Origin of the sequence: Pseudomonas sp. S37 (assembly GCF_016658545.1) — a bacterium.
Classification (GTDB): domain Bacteria; phylum Pseudomonadota; class Gammaproteobacteria; order Pseudomonadales; family Pseudomonadaceae; genus Aquipseudomonas.
On sequence record NZ_JACVZC010000006.1, the window covers coordinates 39,138 to 56,587 of the forward strand.

Below are 17,450 nucleotides of genomic sequence, written 5' to 3' on the forward strand. Positions count from 1 at the left end.
GGCAATGACGGTGACCCTGTTGACGCATTCGCGGGTGAACCCGCTCCCACAGGGCCGGCGAACAGCCCCTGAGCTACGGTGTTACCCATATTTCAAGAACAACAAGGTGCCCCAGCATGCATTACCCCACCCTCAACTTCGCCCTGGGCGAAACCATCGACATGCTCCGCGACCAGGTGCGCACCTTCGTTGCCGCCGAACTGGCCCCGCGCGCTGCGCAAATCGACCACGACAACCTGTTCCCCGCCGACATGTGGCGCAAGTTCGGCGACATGGGCCTGCTGGGCATCACGGTGCCGGAGGAATACGGCGGCGCCGGCCTGGGCTACCTGGCCCATGTGGTGTCAATGGAGGAAATCAGCCGTGGCTCGGCCTCGGTGGCGCTGTCGTACGGTGCGCACTCCAACCTGTGCGTCAACCAGATCAACCGCAACGGTACCCATGAGCAGAAGCTCAAGTACCTGCCCAAGCTGATCAGCGGCGAGCACATCGGCGCCCTGGCCATGAGCGAGCCCAACGCCGGCTCCGACGTGGTGTCGATGAAACTGCGCGCCGAAAAGCGCGGCGACCGCTACGTGCTCAACGGCAGCAAGACCTGGATCACCAACGGTCCCGACGCCAATACCTACGTGATCTACGCCAAGACCGACCTGGACAAGGGCGCCCACGGCATTACCGCGTTCATTGTCGAGCGTGACTGGAAAGGCTTCAGCCGCAGCAACAAGTTCGACAAGCTGGGCATGCGCGGCTCCAACACTTGCGAGCTGTTCTTCGATGACGTCGAGGTGCCGGAACAGAACATTCTCGGCCAGCTCAACGGCGGCGTGCGCGTACTGATGAGCGGCCTGGACTACGAACGCGTGGTGCTGTCCGGCGGCCCGACCGGCATCATGCAAAGCTGCATGGACCTGGTAGTGCCGTATATCCATGACCGCAAGCAGTTCGGCCAGAGCATCGGCGAGTTCCAGCTGATCCAGGGCAAGATCGCCGACATGTACACCCAGTTGAACGCCAGCCGCGCCTACCTGTATGCCGTGGCCCAGGCCTGCGACCGTGCCGAGACCACCCGCAAGGACGCTGCCGGGGTGATCCTGTACACCGCCGAACGCGCCACGCAAATGGCGCTGGAGGCAATCCAGATTCTCGGTGGCAACGGCTATATCAATGAATTCCCGGCTGGCCGCCTGCTGCGTGACGCCAAGCTGTACGAAATCGGTGCCGGCACCAGCGAAATACGCCGGATGCTGATTGGCCGCGAACTGTTCAACGAAACCCGCTGAGCATAAGGGGACGGGCGCACATGGCTACCTTGCACACCCAGATCAACCCGCGTTCGGCGGAGTTCGCCGGCAACAGCGCGGCCATGCTCGAACAGGTCCAGGCCCTGCGCGGCCTGCTTGCCCAGGTCGCCCAGGGCGGCGGCCCTAAGGCCCAGGAGCGGCACACCTCGCGTGGCAAGCTGCTGCCGCGCGAGCGCATCGACCGCCTGCTGGACCCCGGCTCGCCATTCCTCGAGATCGGCCAGCTGGCCGCCCATGAGGTATACGGCGAAGACGTGCCGGCTGCGGGCGTGATCGCCGGCATCGGCCGCGTAGAAGGCGTGGAATGCATGATCGTGGCCAACGACGCCACGGTAAAAGGCGGTTCGTACTACCCGCTGACGGTGAAGAAGCACCTGCGGGCGCAGACCATCGCCCTGCAGAACCGCTTGCCGTGCATCTACCTGGTGGACTCGGGCGGCGCCAACCTGCCGCGCCAGGACGAAGTGTTCCCCGACCGCGAGCACTTCGGGCGGATCTTCTTCAACCAGGCCAACATGAGCGCCCAGGGCATCCCGCAGATCGCCGTGGTGATGGGCTCGTGCACGGCTGGCGGCGCCTACGTACCCGCGATGGCCGACGAAGCGATCATGGTGCGCCAGCAGGCGACCATCTTCCTCGCCGGCCCGCCCTTGGTAAAAGCCGCTACCGGTGAAGTGGTCAGCGCCGAGGACCTCGGTGGGGCCGACGTGCATTGCCGTACCAGCGGCGTGGCCGACCACTATGCCGACAACGACGAACACGCCCTGGCCATCGCCCGACGCAGCGTGGCCAACCTCAACTGGCACAAGCAGGGCAAGCTGCAGCGCCTGGCCCCGGTGGCGCCGCTGTATGCCGCCGACGAGTTGTACGGCGTGGTGCCGGCGGATGCCAAACAGCCTTTCGATGTTCGCGAAGTGATTGCCCGCTTGGTCGATGGCTCGGTGTTCGACGAATTCAAGGCGCTGTTCGGCACCACCCTGGTGTGCGGCTTCGCCCACCTGCACGGCTACCCGGTGGCGATTTTGGCCAACAACGGCATCCTGTTTGCCGAAGCTGCGCAAAAAGGCGCGCACTTCATCGAACTGGCCTGCCAGCGCGGTATCCCGCTGCTGTTCCTGCAGAACATCACCGGCTTCATGGTCGGTAAAAAGTACGAAGAAGGCGGCATCGCCAAGCACGGCGCCAAGCTGGTAACCGCCGTGGCCTGTGCCCAGGTGCCGAAGTTCACGGTGATCATCGGCGGCAGCTTTGGTGCCGGCAACTACGGCATGTGCGGCCGCGCCTACGACCCGCGCTTCCTGTGGATGTGGCCCAACGCACGCATTGGCGTGATGGGGGCTGAACAAGCAGCTGGCGTGCTGGCCCAGGTCAAGCGCGAGCAGAGCGAGCGCAGCGGCCAGGCCTTCAGCGCTGAAGACGAAGCCAGGCTCAAGCAGCCGATCCTCGACCAGTACGAGCACCAGGGCCACCCCTACTACTCCAGCGCCCGCCTGTGGGACGACGGTGTCATCGACCCGGCGCAGACCCGCGACGTGCTCGGCCTGGCGTTGTCTGCTGCCCTGAACGCCCCGATCGAACAGAGCCGCTTCGGCATTTTCCGGATGTGACCATGAGCGATTTCAGCACCCTCGAAGTGATCCGCGACCCCCGCGGCTTCGCCACCCTGTGGCTCAGCCGCGAGGACAAGAACAACGCCTTCAACGCACTGATGATCCGCGAGCTGATTGTCGCCATCGACCAGCTCGCCGAAGATTCAGGCCTGCGTTTTGTGCTGCTGCGTGGCCGTGGCCGGCACTTCAGCGCCGGCGCCGACCTGGCCTGGATGCAGCAATCGGCGCAGCTGGACTTAAACACCAACCTGGATGACGCCCATGAACTGGGCGAGCTGATGTACGCCCTGCACCGCCTCAAGGCGCCCACCCTGGCCGTGGTGCAAGGTGCGGCCTTTGGCGGTGCGCTAGGCTTGATCAGTTGCTGCGACATGGCCATTGGTGCCGAAGACGCCCAGCTGTGCCTGTCGGAAGTGCGCATCGGCCTGGCCCCGGCAGTGATCAGCCCGTTCGTGGTCAAGGCCATCGGCGAGCGTGCTGCGCGCCGCTATGCCCTCACCGCCGAGCGCTTCAGCGGCGTGCGGGCCCGCGAGCTGGGCCTGCTGGCCGAGGTATACCCGGCCAGCGAACTGGACGCCCAGGTCGAAGCCTGGGTGGCCAACCTGCTGCAAAACAGCCCGCAAGCGCTGCGCGCCACCAAGGACCTGCTGCGCGAAGTGGACGACGGTGAACTCAGCCCGGCCCTGCGCCGCTACTGCGAAAACACCATCGCCCGTATCCGCGTCAGCGCCGAAGGCCAGGAGGGCCTGCGCGCCTTCCTGGAAAAACGCCGCCCTGCCTGGCAAACCGACGACAAGAAGGAACCGCGCCCATGAGCCGCCCCGCTTTGACCACCCTGCTGGTCGCCAACCGCGGCGAAATCGCCTGCCGGGTGATGCGCACCGCGAAGTCCATGGGCCTGACCACCGTCGCCGTGCACAGCGCCACCGACCGTGACGCCCGGCATAGCCGCGAAGCCGATATCCGCGTCGACCTCGGCGGCACCAAGGCTGCCGAAAGCTATCTGCTGGTCGACAAGCTACTGGCCGCAGCCAAGGCCAGCGGCGCTCAGGCCATCCACCCGGGCTACGGCTTTCTGTCCGAGAACGCCGGCTTTGCCCGCGCCATCGAACAGGCCGGGCTGATCTTTCTCGGCCCACCGGCCAGTGCCATCGACGCCATGGGCAGCAAGTCGGCAGCCAAGGCGCTGATGGAAGCCGCCGGGGTGCCGCTGGTACCGGGCTACCACGGCGAGTCCCAGGACCTGGACACCTTCCGCGCCGCCGCCGAACGCATCGGCTACCCGGTGCTGCTCAAGGCCAGCGCTGGCGGTGGTGGCAAGGGCATGAAAGTGGTCGAGGAGGAAAGCCAGCTGGCCGACGCCCTGGCCTCGGCCCAGCGTGAGGCGCAGTCATCGTTCGGCGATGCGCGCATGCTGGTGGAAAAGTATGTGCTCAAGCCGCGCCATGTGGAAATCCAGGTATTTGCCGACCAGCACGGCAACTGCCTGTACCTCAACGAGCGTGATTGCTCGATCCAGCGCCGCCACCAGAAAGTGGTCGAAGAAGCCCCTGCACCCGGCCTGTCGCCAGAACTGCGCCGGGCCATGGGTGAGGCGGCGGTGCGCGCGGCCCAGGCCATTGGCTATGTGGGCGCTGGCACTGTGGAATTCCTGCTCGATGCGCGTGGCGAGTTCTTCTTCATGGAGATGAACACCCGCCTGCAGGTGGAGCACCCGGTTACCGAGGCTATCACTGGGCTCGATCTGGTGGCCTGGCAGATTCGCGTGGCCTGTGGTGAAGCGCTGCCGATCACTCAAGCGCAGGTGCCGCTGATCGGCCACGCCATTGAAGTGCGCCTGTATGCCGAGGACCCGGCCAACGAGTTCCTGCCTGCTACCGGCAAGCTGGCGCTGTACCGTGAGTCGGCTGCTGGCGAAGGCCGGCGGGTGGACAGCGGGGTCAGCGAAGGCGATGTGGTGTCGCCGTTCTATGACCCGATGCTGGGCAAGCTGATTGCCTGGGGCGAAGACCGCGAGCAGGCGCGCCTGCGCTTGCTGGCCATGCTCGATGAGTTCGCAATTGGCGGGTTGAAGACCAACATTGCCTTCCTGCGGCGCATTTTGGCGCACCCGGCGTTTGCGGCCGCTGAACTGGATACTGGTTTCATACCACGTCATCAGGAAGTTTTGCTGCCTGCGCCACAGGCGTTGCCGGCCGGTTTCTGGGAAGCGGCAGCCGAGGCGTGGCTGCAAGGCCAGGCCGGGCAGCAGCGGGAAGATGACCGTGGTTCGCCGTGGGGCGAGCGCAACGGTCTGCGCCTGGGCTTGCCCGCACGCGCCAGCCTGCATTTGGTGAGTGGTGGTCAGGACCAGGCGGTTGCCCTGGAGCGCAGCGCTACGTCTACCTGGCAGTTGCTTGGCGAGCAGTTGGTACATGACCAGGATGGGGTGCGCCGTCAGCATCTGGCGATTCGCCGCGGTGGCACGCTGTACTTGCACTGGGATGGCGAGATGCATGCCATCGAGGCCTTCGACCCGATCGCCGAGGCTGAGGCCAGCCACAGCCACCAGGGCGGCCTGGGCGCGCCCATGAACGGCAGCATCGTGCGGGTGCTGGTGGAGCCCGGGCAGGTGGTTGAAACGGGCACGCCGCTGGTGGTGCTGGAGGCCATGAAGATGGAGCACAGCATTCGCGCGCCGCATGGGGGGACGGTGAAGGCGTTGTTCTGCCAGGAAGGGGATATGGTCAGCGAAGGGACGGTGCTGGTCGAACTGGTGGAGTGAGCCTGTTAGGGCTGCTTTGCGGCCCTGTGGGAGCGGCTTCAGCCGCGAACACGGGCGCAGCCGGTGCCATGCACCGCGTTGGCTTCTTCGCGGGCAAGCCCGCTCCCACAGGTACCGCGCAGGCTTCGGACTCGCGCGTTCCCTGTGGGAGCGGCCTGGTGTCGCGAAAGGGCTGCACAGCAGCCCCGGCTATCTAGAAGGCCCCGTGCACCCTCACGACCACGCCCAGAAACTCGCAACCCTCTTCACAGAGAACAGTCGGATAGCGCGTATTCAGCGGCTTAAGCATCTTGTCTCCCCCCTCCTCGACCAACTGCCGCAACACTGGCGGCCGCCCCGGCTGCCGTGCAATAACCAGCCTGCCTGGCTCTGCCGGCAGACCGGCATCTACCAGCACACGCATACCCTCAGGCACGCTCTTGCCACTGGCGGCATTCATCGAATCGTTTTCCACCACCAGCCAGAACGCATTACCCGCGGGCATGTAGTCCGTCTGTTCAAGAGACTTGCTCGTGTCAGGCAATGGTCCCTGCAAGTCTGCCCAAGCCAGCACCGGGAATCGAAAGCTGGCATTGCGCCCTGGCGCTTCAGCCACGACGTAACGCTCAACCACCATGACCCGGGCCTGCAGAAACACCAGTCCTAACATCTCAAGCTTTTCGTTGATGGTCTCCAGCGTCGGCCGTCGCGTACCACGCAGCCAATGCCCCACACCGCCTTGAGTCATGCCCAGGCGTTCGGCCAGCTTGAGTTGGCTGAGTTTATGTTCGCGCTTGTAACGCTTGAGAAATGCGTTCCAGTCTTCCATGAGCGGGGTACCGCAGCTCCAGAACTTGCGCCATCCTTGTGGGAGCGGCCTTGCGTCGCGATTGGGCTGCGCAGCAGCCCCGGCAATCTAGAAGGCCCCATGCACCCGCACGACCACCCCCAGAAACTCGCAACCCTCTTCACACAGCAGCGCCGGGTAATTGCTGTTCAACGCCTTCAGGTAGCGCTGCCCACCTTCCTCGGCCAATTCCCGGAAAATCGCCGGCTTTCCCGGCTGACGAGCGATAACCAGACGCCCTGGCTCAGCCTCTACGCCAGGGTCTACCAGCATCCGCATACCCTGCGGCACACTACGACCACTCACGGCACTCATGGCATCATTTTCCACAGTCAGCCAGAACGCCTTGCCCTGCGCCAGATAATCGGTCTGCTCGAACACAGCAGGTTCTTCTGCTTGCGCAGCACTTAACTCACTCCACCCCAGCACCGGGTAGCGGAAACACACGATGCATTGCATGAGGTCCAGCTCATCATCATCGTCATCCATCTCATAAACGCCGTGCTCCTCGCCAACCTGACCCTGGATACGCAGCTGCAAACTGACGTTGTAGTGAGGCATGCCGATTTCGACGAACGTACGGTTCATCGACTCGATTTTCGGCTGACGCCGCTTATTCACCCAATGCCCGACGCTGCCCTGAGACACGCCAACGCGCTCGGCAAGCTGCTCTTGAGTGAGCCCTAGCTCCTCCATCCGGTCACGGACGAGGGCAATCCATTTATCCATATTCATCGCTGGCACGATACGGACTGCCTTCTAGCGCTCAATAAACATTCAGTATTATTTATCTCAAAGCATAAAAATACTATAGGTATTAGTATCGGCCTGACCCCTTTCCCTACTGGCTCTTAGCAGGTATCAGGATGAAACCACCGAAAAACGACGAAACAGATCTCGACAGCGAAGCCGCCCGCCGCGCCCTCGATTACTACCTCAACCCCAACCCGCCACGCCCCAGCCTGGACAACAAGATCTGGACGCTGCACGAAGGCGTAACCGGCGACCAGGCCCAGGAACACGCCATCGCCCTGCTGCGCTGCGCCGCCGCCACCGCACAGGAAACCGCCAGCCACCAGCACGGCAGCCAGCGCGAACTGACCTTCGCCCTGATGCACATGATGGATATGGCCCGCGCACTGCTGGAGCACAAACACACCGGGTAACCGGGTTGGTAGGCAAAAAAGAAGGGAGAGAACGTGATGGCCGGGTAACGGCAATGGCCCCGATTGCCGGGACAAGGAAGCGCACCGGTAAAACTTTTTTACCGGATTGATGAAAATTCATTTGACTGGCAAATGATAACGATTATTATTGCACTCAGCTGATCGCGAGATCTGCTGGATAACCTGAAAGCTTAGGTCGCTCTCAGATTATCTCCTCATCAGGCTAATCACGGTTTTTGACCCGGCTTTTTGCCGGGTCTTTTTTTTGGCTCTTCAGGCTAATGAAGATCGTGATGGCGCGCATGATAGCAAAGGTGTTTCAGGGCGTGAACGCTCGTTACAAAACTTTGCGGAATCAGCACTTGCGAATCATTCTCGTTTCACCTAGGCTGATTACGCATCAAGGAAGATGCCCCCACCCCTCCCCCTTTGTAGAGCAAGGAGCTGTCCATGGCCCGTCTGCTGCTGCCGCTTGAGCACCCAACCCCTGTTGCCGAGCACGATGCCGACGATGCCCTGCTGCATGCCCTTAAGCGGCTGCCACGGCGCGTACAGCAAGTGTTCCTGCTCAACCGCCTCGACCAGCTGGACTTCGCCGCCATCGCTGCCCGCCTGGACCTGCCACTGGCCAGTGTCGAGCGCAACATGGACCAGGCGCTGCAGGTCGGCCGCTCGCGCCGGGATGTACTGGCGAGTGTTGCCGGGCAGTGGTATGTGCGCTTGCAGAGCCCGCAGGTGACCGCGTGCGAACGGATCGACTTCCGCCGCTGGCTGGATGCCGACCAGGCAAACTTGCAGGCATTTCACGAGACGGAACTGCGCTGGCGCAGCCTGCTGGCACCGGCCCGGCAGCTTGGCCAAGACGGCTGGTACCGGCAAGGCCGGGCGGCGTTGTCGCTGGGCGGTTGTTCGGTCGCGGTCGGGCTTGGTGTTGCGGCGTTGGTGGTGTTCGGGTTGTGGGCCTGATCACCTCCTTGGGCACTGTACGAAAAAAGCTGTCGCTGACACCGCTGCCAGTATTGCCAATCTCGAAACGCTGATAACACGTAGACCATGCGGCGACACGACCTGGGATATGTCACCGTGATGCTTCCGGGCAGCGCATCCTCAGCGCCCCGGACTCTGGCCTCCAGCCTTGCCTTGATCACCCGAAGGGTGCGCCACGTCGGCCGAACGCCTGGCCGACTGCCAGCCAAGAATAAGCATGAATAGCACCGCGAACACCAATACGATCGTGGGCGCGGGGGCGCTGTCGAGAAAGAATGACAGGTACACGCCAAGAAACGCGCAGCCGATGGCAACCACCAGCGAAACCCATAGCATATGCCGCAGCTCGCGGGTGATCAGCACCCCAATGGCACCGGGTGCGATCAGTAGCGCAATGGCCAGGATCACCCCGGAAGCCTTCAGCGCCCCCACCACCGCCAGGGAGATCAGGCACAACAGCCCATAATGCAGCCAGCCGGTGCGCAGCCCGACCGCGTGGGCCTGTATCGCGTCGAAGGTGTACAGCATCAAGTCCTTCCACTTGGTCGCTACGACCGCAGCAGTCAACAGGGCAATGCCGGCGCACAGCCATATGTCCTGCTGATTGGCACCCAGGATATCGCCAAACAGGATATGGTCCAGGTGCACGCTGGACTCGATTTTCAGGTACAGCACCAGGCCAAGGCCGAACATGCCCGAATACACGATCCCCATCACCGTGTCCTGCTTGATACGGCTGTTCTGCTTCAGAAAACCCGTGGCAACAGCGCAGAAGATACCCGCCAGAAACGCGCCGATGGCGTAGGGGATGTGCACGATGTAGGCGATCACCACGCCCGGGAACACCGCGTGGGCAATGGCATCGCCCAGCAGCGCCCAGCCCTTGAGCACCAGAAAGCAGGACAACAGCGCCATGGGGATGGCGATGAGCACAGCAATAAGCATGGCATTGGCCATGAAATCGAAGCCAAAGGGCTGCAGCAACAACGCCAGCGCACTCATGACCGCACCTCCAGTGCCTGTCGCCCGCGGCGTCTGGCCGCCAGCATTCCATGCTTGGGCGCGATGACGAATACCAACAGGAATATCAACGTTTGCAACACGACGATGACGCCCCCCGTCGCGCCATCGAGGTAATAACTGAGGTAGGTGCCTGCGAGGCTGGTAAACGTACCGATGCTGACGGCGATCACCAGCAGGCGAGGGAAACGATCACTCAGCAGGTAGGCCGTGGCACCAGGGGTAATAACCATGCAAATCACCAGAAACGCCCCCACCGTCTGCAGCGCTGCTACGGTCGAGGCCGACAACAGGGCAAAGAACAGTAGCTTCAGGCGCGTAGGCCGGATACCGACCGCACGCGCCTGGTTCTCATCGAAGAAGGTCAGCATCAGGTCACGCCATTTGGCTAGCAGTATGGCCAATGTAACCAGGCCGATCATGGCCAACTGCAAGGTGTCAGTGGGTGTGATCGCAAGGATGTTACCCAGCACGATGGTCTGGATATTCACCGAGGTGGGCGACAGCGAGACCATGAACAGGCCCAAGCCGAAGAACGAGGTGAAGATCATGCCAATGACCACATCCTCCTTGAGCCGGGTGCGCCGCTGCAGGAACAGCAAGGCAGCTGATGCAAGCCCCCCCGCGAAAAACGCGCCCAGGGAAAATGGCAACCCCAGCATGTAGGCGCCAGCCACACCCGGAACGATGGAGTGCGATAATGCATCACCGATCAACGACCACCCCTTGAGCATCAGGTAGCAGGACAGAAACGCACAGACACCGCCCACCAATGCCGAAACCCACATGGCATTGCGCATGTAGCCGTAGGCGAAAGGCTCCAGCATCAGCTCAATCACGATGGGCCTCGTTGTCGCTGTCGTTTTCACGCCGCGCCGGCACACCGTCGCGCAAGATCAGTGGGCGCTCATCGTCACTGAACACGCTCACCGGCGGTTGCAGCTGCTCGCTGCCCTGAATGAGCGCGAAGTGCCGCAGCACGCCACCGAAGGCCAGCTCAAGGTTGTCGCGGGTATAGACCTCATCGGTGGGGCCATGGGCCAGGACAGTGCGCTTGATCAGCACCACACGGTCACAGAACTCCGGCACCGAGCCAAGGTTGTGGGTCGACACCAGCATGATCCGGCCTTCCTCGCGCAATTCGCGCAGCAGCTGGATGATCTGGTCTTCGGTTTTCACATCGACGCCGGTGAACGGCTCGTCGAGCAAGATGATTCGGCTGTCCTGCGCCAGCGAACGGGCGAGGAACACTCGCTTGCGTTGCCCGCCAGACAACTCGCCAATCTGCCGTTTGCGCAGCGCGCGCATGTCGACCCGGTCCAGCGCGGCGTCCACGGCATCATGATCGGCGCGGCGGGCGATGCGTAGTGGGCCCATGTGCCCGTAGCGGCCCATCATCACCACGTCCTCGACCAGCACTGGGAAGTCCCAGTCGACCTCTTCGGCTTGCGGCACATAGGCCGTGTGTTTTTTACGCAGCGCCTGTTCGGCCGGCATGCCCAGCACACTGATAGAGCCCCCCGCCAGACGCACCAGGCCCATGATGGCCTTGAACAGCGTGGACTTGCCGGAGCCATTGATGCCGACCAGCGCAGTGATCGTGCCCAGGGGCAGTTCGAAGCTGGCATCCTGCAGCGCGGTGTGGCCATTGCGGTAGGTCACCGTCGCCCCTTGGACGACAATGCCAGGCTCAAGCGTTGCAGTTCTCATGGCACCCACTTCGGGGGCAGGCGTGCCTGGATGGTTCATGGGGTGTGCGCCTCGCTCAGGCCTTTTGCAAGGGTTTCGGTAGTAACACGCAGCAGATCCAGGTACGTCGGCACCGGGCCGTCGCTGGCACTCAGCGAATCGACGTAGAGCACACCCGCATACTGGGCGCCGGTTTCACGGGCCACCTGGCGCGCCGGTTTGTCAGAAACCGTGCTTTCACTGAATACCGCCGGTATGCCGTTGGCCCTCACGGTATCGATGACATTGCGTACCTGCTTGGGGGTGCCCTGCTGGTCGGCGTTGATCGGCCACAGGTACAGCTCTTTCAACTCGAAGTCCCGGGCCAGGTACGAGAATGCGCCTTCGCTGCTGACCAGCCAGCGCTTGGCCGGCGGAATCTGCTGGACGCGTGCGCGAATCGGCGCGATGGTCTGTTCTATACGTGCTTTGTAGGCTTCGGCATTGCGCCGGTAGGTCTCAGCATTGCCAGGGTCATGCTTGACCAGCGCGTCGCGGATGTTGTCGACATAGATCAGCGCGTTTCGCGGCGACATCCAGGCATGCGGGTTGGGTTTGCCGGTGTAGGGGCCGGCCGCAATACCCATGGGCTCGATACCGTCGGATACCACCACACTCGGCACCTGGTCCAGGCGCTGGAAGAATTTTTCGAACCAGAGCTCCAGGCCCAGACCATTCCACAAAATCAGCTGCGCGCCCTGGGCACGGCGCAGGTCGCCAGGGGTCGGGGAATAATTGTGGATTTCGGCGCCAGGTTTGGTGATCGACTCCACCACGGCAGCCTCACCTGCCACGTTCCTGGCCATGTCGGCGATGATGGTAAAGGTGGTAACGACCTTGAATGGCTCAGTGGCGCCAGCCGGGGTGGCGAACAGGAATGCACACAGGACCACGCCAACCAGGCGCGATAGCACAGAATGGGAGTTGCTTGTATGGAACATCCGTCACTTCCGCTTGAAGTCAGAGGAAACGGCTAGGTTCACGGTGGATATGCCAATGTTGTTGAAAAGCCCGAAACAGGCTGGGCGTGATCGGTTGGCTTGTTATAGCGGAGTATGGAGAGCTGCCACGCGGATGGCAAACGCTATGCGTCAGCGCTTGCGCGAACCCATTACAGGCACGCATTGCGCGTGGGGGAATATGACAGTGCGCACAAACGAAAAAAGGCCCCGAAGGGCCTTTTTTCACGACTTACAGATGCCATTGCGAAATCTGTAGGTCTTTGTTTGGAGCGGGAAACGAGACTCGAACTCGCGACCCCGACCTTGGCAAGGTCGTGCTCTACCAACTGAGCTATTCCCGCGTCGTGATGGGTGCCATTCTAGCGATTTCCAAAACCGCGTCAACCCCTTGATTCAAAAAAACTTTTATTTTTGCTCCGAGCCTTCGCGCAGGTGTGGCCAGGCAGCCAGCAGGTAATGCGCCATCGACCACAATGTAAGCCCCGCCGCCACCAGCAGCAGCGCATAACCCAGGATGACCCAGAAGGTCACGGCCGGCGGATTGGCCAGCAGGATCACCAACGCCAGCATCTGCGCCGCGGTTTTCCACTTGCCCAGGTTGGACACCGCCACATGCGCCCGCGCCCCCAGCTCGGCCATCCACTCGCGCAGCGCCGACACCACGATCTCGCGGCCGATGATGACCGCCGCCGGCAGGGTCAACCAGAAGTTGGCGTGGGTCTGTACCAGCAGCACCAGGGCCACCGCCACCATCAGCTTGTCGGCCACCGGGTCGAGGAAGGCGCCGAACGGCGTGCTCTGCTGCAGGCGACGCGCCAGGTAGCCGTCCAGCCAGTCGGTGGCGGCGGCAACGGCGAACACACTGCTGGCGGCCATGTAGCTCCAGTGATAGGGCACATAGAACAGCAGGATGAAGATCGGGATGAGCAGGACGCGTAGAACGGTGAGCAGGTTTGGAATATTCATCGGTACGACTGGCCGCAAGTTGAGCCCGGCATTCTACTCGCTATGCAGGCTGGCATAAATTGATTCGGCAAGCTTTTTACTGATGCCGGGCGCTTTGGCGATCTCATCGATACTGGCGCGGTTGAGCTCCTGCAAGCCGCCGAAATGTTTCAGCAGGTCACGGCGGCGCTTCGGCCCTACCCCGGCCACATCTTCCAGGCTCGACACCCGACGGGCCTTGCCACGGCGGGCACGGTGGCCGGTGATGGCAAAGCGGTGGGCCTCGTCGCGGATCTGCTGGATCAGGTGCAAAGCCGCAGAATCGCCCTTGAGGGTAAATTCGTGGTGCACGTCGTTCAGGTACAGGGTTTCGAAACCGGCCTTGCGCGTGACGCCCTTGGCCACGCCGAGCAGCGTGAGGTCGGTGAAACCCAGCTCCTGCATCACGTCGCGGGCCATGTTCAGCTGGCCCTTGCCACCGTCCACCAGCAGCACGTCGGGCAGTTTGCCTTCACCGTCCTTGATGCGCCCGTAACGGCGGGTCAGCGCCTGGTGCATGGCGGCATAGTCGTCACCGGCAGTGACGCCTTCGATGTTGAAGCGCCGGTAATCGGACTTCAGCGGGCCTTCGGGGCCGAACACCACGCAGCTGGCCACGGTGGCTTCGCCGCTGGAATGGCTGATGTCGTAGCACTCCAGGCGCTGGGGTACTTCGTCCAGCCCCAGCACTTCGGCCAGCGCCTCGAAACGTGCAGCCATGTGCTGGCGGTTGGCCAGGCGCGCATTCAGCGCCTGCTCGGCGTTGGTCACTGCCAGCTGCTGCCAGCGGGCGCGGGTGCCGCGTACCCGGTGGCTGATAGTCAGTTCGCGACCACGCAGGGTGTGCAGTGCCTCGGTAATGGCGTCAAAGTCTTCGTGAACCACGTTGACGATCAACTCGCCAGGCAGTTCACGCTCGGCGTTGCCCAGGTAGTACTGCGAGAGGAACGCGGCCATCACCTCGGCCACCTCCTCCTCGATGCCTACCTGCGGGAAGAAGTTCTTGCTGCCCAGCACCCGCCCACCACGCACGCTGATCAGGTGCACGCAGGCGCCGCCCGGGTTGACGAAAGCCGCAATGACGTCGACATCACCGCTGCCACCTTCGATGTACTGCTGGTCCTGCACACGGCGCAGCAGGGCAATCTGGTCGCGCAGCTCGGCAGCCTTTTCGAAATTGAGGGCCATGGCGGCCTTTTCCATTTCAGCATTCAGCTCGTTGCCCAACTGCTGGCTGCGCCCTTCCAGGAACATGACCGAATGGCGTACATCCTCGGCGTATTCCTCGGCAGTGACCAGGTCGGTGCAGGGCCCTTTGCAACGTTTTATCTGGTACTGCAGGCACGGCCGGGTTCGGTTGGCGTAGTAGCTGTCCTCGCACTGGCGCACGGAAAAAGCCTTTTGCAGCAGGCTGAGGCTTTCGCGAATGGCCCCGGCGCTGGGATATGGTCCGAAATAACGGCCCTTGGCCTTTTTCGCCCCCCGGTGGATGCCCAGGCGCGGGAACTCACCGTCGGACAAGAACACGTAAGGGTAGGACTTATCGTCGCGCAACAGAATGTTGTACGGCGGCCGCCATTCCTTGATCAGGTTCTGCTCCAGCAGCAACGCCTCGGTCTCGTTGGCGGTGATGGTGGTTTCGACCTGGGCGATGCGCGCCACCAGCGCGGCAGTCTTGGGTGCCAGGCCGGTCTTGCGGAAATAGCTGGCCAGGCGCTTCTTCAGGTTCTTGGCCTTGCCCACGTAAAGCAGCCGGGCTTCGCCGTCGAACATCCGGTAAACGCCCGGGCGACCGCTGCAGGTCGCCAGGAATGCGCTGGCATCAAACACTTGGGACATGAGGTTTTACAGGCTTGCGTCAACCATACCGTGGCGAACGGCCAGCAAGGTCAGTTCGACGTCGCTGGTGACCGAGAGTTTTTCAAAGATCCGATAACGGTAAGTATTGACGGTCTTGGGCGAGAGGCACAACTTGTCGGAGATGATCTGCACTTTCTGGCAGCCGACAATCATCAGGGCAATCTGGATTTCACGCTCGGACAACGCGTCGAACGGCGACCCTTGCGGCTGAAACGGCTTCAGTGCCAGCTGCTGGGCAATCTGCGGGCTGATGTAGCGCTGGCCGGCAAACGCCAGGCGTATGGCCTGAACCATTTCATCGAGGCCCGCGCCCTTGGTCAGGTAGCCGGCAGCGCCGGCCTGCAACAAGCGCGTGGGGAACGGGTCTTCCTCGCACACGGTCACTGCAACCACCTTGATGTCCGGGTGGCTGCGCAGCAGTTTGCGGGTAGCCTCCAGGCCGCCGATGCCGGGCATTTTCACATCCATCAGCACCACGTCAGGTTTCAGCTCACGGGCCAGCTTGAGCGCCGACTCACCCGAATCCCCCTCACCCACCACCTGCAGGCCATCGATGTCGGCCAGCATGCGTGTAATACCGGTTCGTACCAGATCGTGATCATCGACCACTAAGACCCTAATCAAGCACACACCTCGTCAGCAGGGCGATTGGATCCCGCCACCTTAACAAAATTTTTCACGGTGGGCCTAACGCATTACTTCTGTAAGAAGCGTCTTACGCTCAACTGTGAGAGGCCGCACTGTTTGTCGGGCTTTATCCTGGCCAACCAGGCGCCCGAGCAGGTGCCAGAGCGCCGCCTGATCGTCGAACGACAACTGCCGAAAAGCCACCAGCAAACCGGACTCGTCCGTGCTCAAGCCTTCGAGCGGTGCCGGCGTGCGAATGCCACTGAGCACGTACAGCGCATCGACGCCTCTGGCCGCCAACGCTGCCAGGTAATCGATCCGCGGCGTACGTTCGCCGCTTTCGTACTTGCCCTGGGCGTTGGGTTCGACCCCGCCGATATCACCAAACACGCGCTGGGTCATGCCCAACCGCTCACGTTCTTCCCGCAGTCGCGGACCGATTCCATTCATGGGGTGCTCCTCTTCCCTGAGATCTGCCATGCACGACCACCAAGGGTCGTAAACGTATGGATCCACTATGCCCATGCGCTTCGGTCGCGACAAGCCATCATTTAGCTATTAGCTGATTGCTCGCTGCATACGCACGAAGCAATCGTCTTCGCCCATCTCGACGAAACCATGGCGCTGGTACAGCAAGCGGGCCGGATTGCTGCGGAACACCATCAGGCGCAACAACGGCAGGCGCCTCTCCCTGGCCCACAGCGCCAACTGTTCCAGCACCCAGCCGCCAACCCCGCGCCCACGGTGCTCGGGTAACAGGTGCAACTCGCGGATGAACAATGCCTGGCGGTCCTGGCTGAGGCTACAGAAGCCCAGCACGGTGTCGCCCTCAGTCACCAGCCACTGCTCGCGCCAGCCCCAGGCCTCGTCGAAGGCCTCCTCGATCCACAGCAGGTCGAATTCGCGGTAGTACGGCAGCATGGCCCGGCGGGTGAGGTCGCGGGCGAAGGTGCAGTGGCTGGCGGTGGCGGGGGTTAGCTGCAGGGGCATGACAAATTGAGCTCTCTGACGCAGTTTTTTGTAGGAGCGGCCTTGTGTCGCGATCGGGCCGCAACGCGGCCCTATCAATACATGAGTCGGCGCTGATATCGCGGGGCCGCGTTGCGGCCCGATCGCGACACAAGGCCGCTCCTACATGGGCCAGTACGGCTAGATAAGGCCATTATGGCTCTTTGGCATAACACACCGGCGAACTCCCAGGCCCACGCCTGTCCAGCTCATCTTCCAGCCAGTCAGCCAGCACCCGGGCATTGTTGTGCTCGGTATCCTTGCCCGCATAAAGCAGGGTCAGCGTCCCCTTCCCCGCCATGTCCAGCAGCGGGTACCAATGCTCCGGATGTGCAGCCAGCTCCTTTCGGTAGTGCTGGGTAAAACCGGCAAAATCGACCTCACCCTGGTGAAACGCCTTACGCAATTCAGCCGAAGGTGCCACATCGCGCAACCACTGCCCGTGCAGGTCTTCCTTGCGCTTGTTGCGCGGCCACAGGCGGTCGACCAGCACGCGCTGGCCATCCCCCTTCGCCGCCGCATCATAGACGCGCTTGCAGCAAATCATGGCTGCCTCCTGCCATTACCGTCCGTCTTGAGCCTAGTTAATTCATTGATCGAGGTCACG

At 62.4% G+C, this 17,450-nt stretch carries 18 protein-coding genes and 1 tRNA gene; 6 read left to right on the plus strand and 13 right to left on the minus strand.

All coding sequences use genetic code 11. The features are described 5' to 3' along the window. Positions 1 to 116 precede the first annotated feature (116 nt). Genes IAE39_RS03990 through IAE39_RS04005 form a run of 4 tightly spaced genes read left to right on the plus strand, consistent with a single transcriptional unit; the run spans position 117 to position 5,675 of the window. On the plus strand, positions 117 to 1,280 hold the full coding sequence (locus IAE39_RS03990) for an isovaleryl-CoA dehydrogenase (protein ID WP_201199610.1): 1,164 nt from the start codon (positions 117 to 119) through the stop codon (positions 1,278 to 1,280). 20 nt (positions 1,281 to 1,300) lie between these two features. Next, positions 1,301 to 2,908 (plus strand): carboxyl transferase domain-containing protein, encoded by a 1,608-nt coding sequence (locus IAE39_RS03995; protein ID WP_201199612.1) that lies wholly within the window; start codon positions 1,301 to 1,303, stop codon positions 2,906 to 2,908. Positions 2,909 to 2,910: 2 nt separating this feature from the next. Then, positions 2,911 to 3,726: a gamma-carboxygeranoyl-CoA hydratase gene (locus tag IAE39_RS04000; protein ID WP_201199614.1), complete on the plus strand. Its 816-nt coding sequence runs from the start codon at positions 2,911 to 2,913 to the stop codon at positions 3,724 to 3,726. Then, a complete protein-coding gene (locus IAE39_RS04005; RefSeq protein ID WP_201199616.1) occupies positions 3,723 to 5,675 on the plus strand; it encodes an acetyl/propionyl/methylcrotonyl-CoA carboxylase subunit alpha in 1,953 nt (650 codons plus the stop codon). Before IAE39_RS04000 ends, IAE39_RS04005 begins: the two co-directional genes overlap by 4 nt. A 193-nt stretch (positions 5,676 to 5,868) precedes the next feature. Here the strand turns inward: IAE39_RS04005 and IAE39_RS04010 are convergent, their stop codons facing one another. Both IAE39_RS04010 and IAE39_RS04015 read right to left on the minus strand, forming a co-directional pair. Then, positions 5,869 to 6,483 carry a LexA family protein gene (locus IAE39_RS04010; protein WP_201199617.1) on the minus strand — a complete coding sequence of 205 codons (615 nt, stop codon included), beginning with the start codon at positions 6,481 to 6,483 and terminating at the stop codon, positions 5,869 to 5,871. Between the two features lie 87 nt (positions 6,484 to 6,570). Continuing rightward, positions 6,571 to 7,236 carry a LexA family transcriptional regulator gene (locus tag IAE39_RS04015; RefSeq protein WP_201199619.1) on the minus strand — a complete coding sequence of 222 codons (666 nt, stop codon included), beginning with the start codon at positions 7,234 to 7,236 and terminating at the stop codon, positions 6,571 to 6,573. A 131-nt stretch (positions 7,237 to 7,367) separates the two neighbouring features. On the opposite strand from IAE39_RS04015, the gene IAE39_RS04020 reads away from it, so the two are divergent. Together IAE39_RS04020 and IAE39_RS04025 are read left to right on the plus strand one after the other, a co-directional pair. Further along, positions 7,368 to 7,667, plus strand: a complete 300-nt coding sequence (locus tag IAE39_RS04020) for a DUF6124 family protein (protein ID WP_201199621.1) — start codon at positions 7,368 to 7,370, stop codon at positions 7,665 to 7,667. A gap of 450 nt (positions 7,668 to 8,117) precedes the next feature. Next, entirely contained in the window at positions 8,118 to 8,633 is a 516-nt protein-coding gene (locus tag IAE39_RS04025; RefSeq protein ID WP_201199622.1) for a DUF4880 domain-containing protein, read from the plus strand. Between the two features lie 141 nt (positions 8,634 to 8,774). Here the strand turns inward: IAE39_RS04025 and IAE39_RS04030 are convergent, their stop codons facing one another. The 11 genes from IAE39_RS04030 to IAE39_RS04080 all read right to left on the minus strand — a co-directional run bounded on the left by IAE39_RS04030 (position 8,775) and on the right by IAE39_RS04080 (position 17,390). Continuing rightward, positions 8,775 to 9,656 carry a metal ABC transporter permease gene (locus IAE39_RS04030; protein WP_201199624.1) on the minus strand — a complete coding sequence of 294 codons (882 nt, stop codon included), beginning with the start codon at positions 9,654 to 9,656 and terminating at the stop codon, positions 8,775 to 8,777. Next, entirely contained in the window at positions 9,653 to 10,513 is an 861-nt protein-coding gene (locus IAE39_RS04035; protein ID WP_328825482.1) for a metal ABC transporter permease, read from the minus strand. The genes IAE39_RS04030 and IAE39_RS04035 overlap by 4 nt, the downstream gene beginning before the upstream one ends. Then, positions 10,506 to 11,423: a manganese/iron ABC transporter ATP-binding protein gene (locus tag IAE39_RS04040; RefSeq protein ID WP_328825483.1), complete on the minus strand. Its 918-nt coding sequence runs from the start codon at positions 11,421 to 11,423 to the stop codon at positions 10,506 to 10,508. Before IAE39_RS04040 ends, IAE39_RS04035 begins: the two co-directional genes overlap by 8 nt. Next, complete coding sequence (locus tag IAE39_RS04045; protein ID WP_201199626.1) at positions 11,420 to 12,343, minus strand: metal ABC transporter substrate-binding protein; 924 nt, start codon at positions 12,341 to 12,343, stop codon at positions 11,420 to 11,422. Before IAE39_RS04045 ends, IAE39_RS04040 begins: the two co-directional genes overlap by 4 nt. Positions 12,344 to 12,629: 286 nt before the next feature. Further along, positions 12,630 to 12,705 (minus strand) — tRNA-Gly (locus IAE39_RS04050). Positions 12,706 to 12,769: 64 nt separating this feature from the next. After that, positions 12,770 to 13,330, minus strand: coding sequence for a CDP-diacylglycerol--glycerol-3-phosphate 3-phosphatidyltransferase (gene pgsA, locus IAE39_RS04055; RefSeq protein ID WP_201199628.1), 561 nt, complete (start codon positions 13,328 to 13,330; stop codon positions 12,770 to 12,772). 33 nt (positions 13,331 to 13,363) lie between these two features. Further along, complete coding sequence (gene uvrC, locus IAE39_RS04060) at positions 13,364 to 15,187, minus strand: excinuclease ABC subunit UvrC (RefSeq protein WP_201199630.1); 1,824 nt, start codon at positions 15,185 to 15,187, stop codon at positions 13,364 to 13,366. Between the two features lie 6 nt (positions 15,188 to 15,193). Then, positions 15,194 to 15,832: a response regulator transcription factor GacA gene (gene gacA / locus IAE39_RS04065; RefSeq protein ID WP_003251380.1), complete on the minus strand. Its 639-nt coding sequence runs from the start codon at positions 15,830 to 15,832 to the stop codon at positions 15,194 to 15,196. Positions 15,833 to 15,895: 63 nt separating this feature from the next. Continuing rightward, on the minus strand, positions 15,896 to 16,285 hold the full coding sequence (locus tag IAE39_RS04070; protein WP_201199632.1) for a helix-turn-helix domain-containing protein: 390 nt from the start codon (positions 16,283 to 16,285) through the stop codon (positions 15,896 to 15,898). Positions 16,286 to 16,393: 108 nt separating this feature from the next. Next, positions 16,394 to 16,825 (minus strand): GNAT family N-acetyltransferase, encoded by a 432-nt coding sequence (locus IAE39_RS04075; RefSeq protein WP_201199634.1) that lies wholly within the window; start codon positions 16,823 to 16,825, stop codon positions 16,394 to 16,396. Between the two features lie 172 nt (positions 16,826 to 16,997). Continuing rightward, positions 16,998 to 17,390: a DUF488 domain-containing protein gene (locus IAE39_RS04080; RefSeq protein WP_201199636.1), complete on the minus strand. Its 393-nt coding sequence runs from the start codon at positions 17,388 to 17,390 to the stop codon at positions 16,998 to 17,000. Positions 17,391 to 17,450: the final 60 nt, after the last annotated feature.

Excerpts from the sequence above, each read along its gene's own strand:
- IAE39_RS03990 (WP_201199610.1), top strand. The coding sequence starts at position 117 with ATGCATTACCCCACCCTCAACTTCGCCCTGGGCGAAACCATCGACATG.
- IAE39_RS03995 (WP_201199612.1), top strand. The coding sequence starts at position 1,301 with ATGGCTACCTTGCACACCCAGATCAACCCGCGTTCGGCGGAGTTCGCC.
- IAE39_RS04000 (WP_201199614.1), top strand. The coding sequence starts at position 2,911 with ATGAGCGATTTCAGCACCCTCGAAGTGATCCGCGACCCCCGCGGCTTC.
- IAE39_RS04005 (WP_201199616.1), top strand. The coding sequence starts at position 3,723 with ATGAGCCGCCCCGCTTTGACCACCCTGCTGGTCGCCAACCGCGGCGAA.
- IAE39_RS04010 (WP_201199617.1), bottom strand. The coding sequence starts at position 6,483 with ATGGAAGACTGGAACGCATTTCTCAAGCGTTACAAGCGCGAACATAAA.
- IAE39_RS04015 (WP_201199619.1), bottom strand. The coding sequence starts at position 7,236 with ATGAATATGGATAAATGGATTGCCCTCGTCCGTGACCGGATGGAGGAG.
- IAE39_RS04020 (WP_201199621.1), top strand. The coding sequence starts at position 7,368 with ATGAAACCACCGAAAAACGACGAAACAGATCTCGACAGCGAAGCCGCC.
- IAE39_RS04025 (WP_201199622.1), top strand. The coding sequence starts at position 8,118 with ATGGCCCGTCTGCTGCTGCCGCTTGAGCACCCAACCCCTGTTGCCGAG.
- IAE39_RS04030 (WP_201199624.1), bottom strand. The coding sequence starts at position 9,656 with ATGAGTGCGCTGGCGTTGTTGCTGCAGCCCTTTGGCTTCGATTTCATG.
- IAE39_RS04040 (WP_328825483.1), bottom strand. The coding sequence starts at position 11,423 with ATGAACCATCCAGGCACGCCTGCCCCCGAAGTGGGTGCCATGAGAACT.
- IAE39_RS04045 (WP_201199626.1), bottom strand. The coding sequence starts at position 12,343 with ATGTTCCATACAAGCAACTCCCATTCTGTGCTATCGCGCCTGGTTGGC.
- pgsA (WP_201199628.1), bottom strand. The coding sequence starts at position 13,330 with ATGAATATTCCAAACCTGCTCACCGTTCTACGCGTCCTGCTCATCCCG.
- uvrC (WP_201199630.1), bottom strand. The coding sequence starts at position 15,187 with ATGTCCCAAGTGTTTGATGCCAGCGCATTCCTGGCGACCTGCAGCGGT.
- IAE39_RS04070 (WP_201199632.1), bottom strand. The coding sequence starts at position 16,285 with ATGAATGGAATCGGTCCGCGACTGCGGGAAGAACGTGAGCGGTTGGGC.
- IAE39_RS04075 (WP_201199634.1), bottom strand. The coding sequence starts at position 16,825 with ATGCCCCTGCAGCTAACCCCCGCCACCGCCAGCCACTGCACCTTCGCC.
- IAE39_RS04080 (WP_201199636.1), bottom strand. The coding sequence starts at position 17,390 with ATGATTTGCTGCAAGCGCGTCTATGATGCGGCGGCGAAGGGGGATGGC.